5 protein-coding genes are annotated in these 3,474 nt (G+C 61.7%); all 5 read left to right on the top strand.

Annotated elements, in window-relative coordinates:
- Window positions 1-508 (top strand): cbb3-type cytochrome c oxidase subunit I (locus tag PCLY_RS04115; RefSeq protein WP_197432140.1); only part of this gene is annotated, 508 nt, incomplete at its 5' end.
- On the top strand, window positions 508-1,116 hold the full coding sequence (ccoO, locus tag PCLY_RS04110) for a cytochrome-c oxidase, cbb3-type subunit II (RefSeq protein WP_061238027.1): 609 nt from the start codon (window positions 508-510) through the stop codon (window positions 1,114-1,116). The genes PCLY_RS04115 and ccoO, both read left to right, overlap by 1 nt.
- 5 nt (window positions 1,117-1,121) lie before the next feature.
- Window positions 1,122-1,298, top strand: a complete 177-nt coding sequence (locus PCLY_RS04105; RefSeq protein ID WP_082768013.1) for a cbb3-type cytochrome oxidase subunit 3 — start codon at window positions 1,122-1,124, stop codon at window positions 1,296-1,298.
- Window positions 1,295-2,221 (top strand): cytochrome-c oxidase, cbb3-type subunit III, encoded by a 927-nt coding sequence (gene ccoP / locus PCLY_RS04100; RefSeq protein ID WP_061238026.1) that lies wholly within the window; start codon window positions 1,295-1,297, stop codon window positions 2,219-2,221. Before PCLY_RS04105 ends, ccoP begins: the two co-directional genes overlap by 4 nt.
- A gap of 341 nt (window positions 2,222-2,562) precedes the next feature.
- The coding region (locus PCLY_RS04095; RefSeq protein ID WP_197432139.1) for a cbb3-type cytochrome c oxidase subunit I at window positions 2,563-3,474 on the top strand (912 nt) is incomplete at its 3' end.

Here is a 3,474-nt window from a genome sequence, read left to right as displayed (position 1 = left end):
GGTGTCCCTGGCCTTCTACGGCATGAGCACCTTCGAAGGCCCGATGATGGCCATCAAGACCGTCAACGCCCTGTCCCACTACACCGACTGGACCATCGGCCACGTGCACGCCGGCGCCCTCGGCTGGGTAGCCATGGTGTCGATCGGCTCGCTGTATCACCTGATTCCCAAGGTGTTCGGTCGCGAGCAGATGCACAGCATCGGCCTGATCAACGGCCACTTCTGGCTGGCCACCATCGGCACCGTACTGTACATCGCCTCGATGTGGGTCAACGGCATCACCCAGGGTCTGATGTGGCGTGCAGTCAACGAGGACGGCACCCTCACCTACTCCTTCGTCGAAGCCCTTGAAGCCAGCCATGTCGGCTTCGTGGTGCGGGTTCTCGGCGGCGCCATTTTCTTCAGCGGCATGCTGCTGATGGCCTGGAACGTCTGGCTGACCGTACGCAGCGCGGAATCGACCGAGATGGAAGCCGCTGCGCAGTTCTCGGTAGAAGGAGCCCACTGATGAAACACGAGATTCTCGAGAAGAACATCGGCCTGATGGCCCTGGTGATGATCCTGGCGGTCAGCATCGGCGGCCTGACCCAGATCGTCCCGCTGTTCTTCCAGGACGTCACCAACGAGCCGGTCGACGGTCTCAAGCCGTACACCGCGCTGCAACTGGAAGGCCGCGACATCTACATCCGCGAAGGCTGCGTCGGCTGCCACTCGCAGATGATCCGTCCGTTCCGCGCCGAAACCGAGCGCTACGGCCACTACTCCGTAGCCGGTGAAAGCGTCTGGGATCACCCCTTCCTGTGGGGTTCCAAGCGTACCGGCCCGGACCTGGCCCGCGTCGGCGGCCGCTACTCGGACGAGTGGCATCGCGCCCACCTGTACAACCCGCGCAACGTCGTGCCCGAGTCGAAGATGCCTGCCTACCCCTGGTTGGTGGAAGACAGCCTCGACGGCAAGGACACCGCCAAGAAGATGAGCGCAATGCGCACATTGGGCGTGCCCTACAGCGACGAGGACATCGCCGGTGCCAGCGACGCGGTCAAGGGCAAGAGCGAAATGGACGCGCTGGTCGCCTATCTGCAGGTGCTTGGCACCGCCGTGAAGAACAAGAGGTAAGGGCCATGTTCGAGTTCATCGATGTGGGTACGTTGCGCGGCCTGGGTACCGCACTGGTACTGATCGCCTTCACCGCAGTCACCTTCTGGGCCTATAGCGGCGACCGCCGCGACGAGTTCAACGCAGCGGCCAACCTGCCGTTCGCCGACGACGAGCCCGATGTCTGGAGTAATGAAGCATGACAGCCTTCTGGAGCATATACATCACCCTGCTCACCGTCGGCACGATGGTCGCGCTGTTCTGGCTGATCTTCGCCACCCGCAAGAGCGAGGTGCACAAGAGCCCGACCGAACAGACCATGGGCCACTCGTTCGACGGCATCGAGGAGTATGACAACCCGCTGCCCAAGTGGTGGTTCATGCTGTTCCTCGGCACCCTGGTGTTCGGCGCGGCCTATCTGCTGCTCTACCCGGGCCTGGGCAACTTCAAGGGCCTGCTGCCCGGCTATGAGGATGGCTGGACTCAGGTCAATCAGTGGCAACGCGAGATGAATCGTGCCGATGAGCAATATGGCCCGATCTTCGCCAAATATGCCGCCATGCCCATCGAGGAAGTGGCCAAGGACGATCGCGCGCTGAAAATGGGCGGGCGCCTGTTCGCGTCCAACTGCGCGGTCTGCCACGGCTCCGATGCCAAGGGCAGCTACGGCTTCCCCAACCTGGCCGATAGCAGCTGGCGCTGGGGTGGCGAGCCGGAGACCATCAAGACCACCATCATGCATGGCCGTATGGGGATGATGCCGGCGCAGGGCCCGATGATCGGCGAAGATGGCGTACGCAATGTCGCCGCCTACGTCCTCACCGAACTGGGCGGCCGCGAGCTGCCGGACGATGCGCACGCCGACGTTGCGGCCGGCAAGCAGATCTTCGCCACCATCTGCTCCGCTTGCCATACACCAGCCGGCACCGGCACCCCGGCGATGGGCGCACCGAACCTGACTCAACCCAGCGCGTTCATCTACGGCAGCAGCTTCGCTCAGCTGCAGCAGACCATCCGTTATGGTCGCAGCGGCAACATGCCAGCCCAGGGTGACTTCCTCGGCAATGACAAAGCCCACCTGCTGGCAGCCTACGTGCTCAAGCTGAGCCAGGGCGAGCACAAGTAACCCCGCTTTACCGGCGACCGAAGCACGGTCGCCGGCTCCCTCCTTATATATGCGACCCAGTGTCGCACCTGCCGACCAATAGCCCTGCAATTTCCTTGACCTGGGCTAAGCTGCCTTTCAGTCGCCATCTGTCACAACTCCAAGGCGATCCTTTCTTAGCGCTGCGCAAACAGGTTGCGCCAAAAGCTGCCAGAGCTGATTCAGGGGCGCCTCGAACACCCGCTAAACGGCTCTGAAACCCTATTCGTGTCGGCACCTTGCGTTGCAATGGCTACTTGCTTTCTCCATACTTGCCGCCGATTTTTGCCCCATAAAAATCCATTAACCGTGGAACCCCTAGCATGAGCACAGCAATCAGTCAGACTGCTTATAACTATAAGGTGGTCCGCCAGTTCGCCATTATGACGGTGATCTGGGGGGTCATTGGGATGGGTCTAGGCGTGTTCATCGCCGCACAACTCGTGTGGCCAGAACTCAACCTGGGCCTGCCGTGGACGAGCTTCGGCCGTCTGCGCCCGCTGCACACCAACGCGGTGATTTTCGCCTTTGGCGGATGCGCACTGTTCGCGACCTCGTATTACGTGGTCCAGCGCACCTGTCAGACGCGCCTGGTCTCCGACGGTCTGGCTGCCTTCACCTTCTGGGGTTGGCAAGCGGTCATCGTTCTTGCGGTGATCACCCTGCCAATGGGCTACACCAGCTCCAAGGAATACGCCGAGCTGGAATGGCCGATCGACATCCTTCTGGGCATCGTCTGGATCACCTACCTGGTGGTGTTCTTCGGCACCATCATGAAGCGCAAGACCAAGCACATTTATGTGGGCAACTGGTTCTTCGGCGCGTTCATCCTGGTGACCGCGATGTTGCACATCGTCAACAGCATGGAAGTGCCGGTCAACCTGACCAAGTCCTACTCCATGTACGCTGGCGCGACTGACGCGATGATCCAGTGGTGGTACGGCCACAACGCCGTGGGCTTCTTCCTGACCACCGGCTTCCTGGGCATGATGTACTACTTCGTACCCAAGCAGGCCGAGCGTCCGATCTACTCCTACCGCCTGTCCATCGTGCACTTCTGGGCGCTGATCACCCTGTACATCTGGGCCGGCCCGCACCACCTGCACTACACCGCGCTGCCGGATTGGGCGCAGTCCCTGGGCATGGCGATGTCGGTCATCCTGCTGGCTCCGAGCTGGGGCGGCATGATCAACGGCATGATGAGCCTGTCCGGCGCCTGGCATAAGCTGCGTACC

This window comes from Ectopseudomonas composti (assembly GCF_001567565.1).
Classification (GTDB): Bacteria; Pseudomonadota; Gammaproteobacteria; order Pseudomonadales; family Pseudomonadaceae; genus Aquipseudomonas; species Aquipseudomonas composti_A.
Note: the sequence above shows the minus strand (reverse complement) of the source record. Positions and strands in the feature narration are given on the sequence as shown.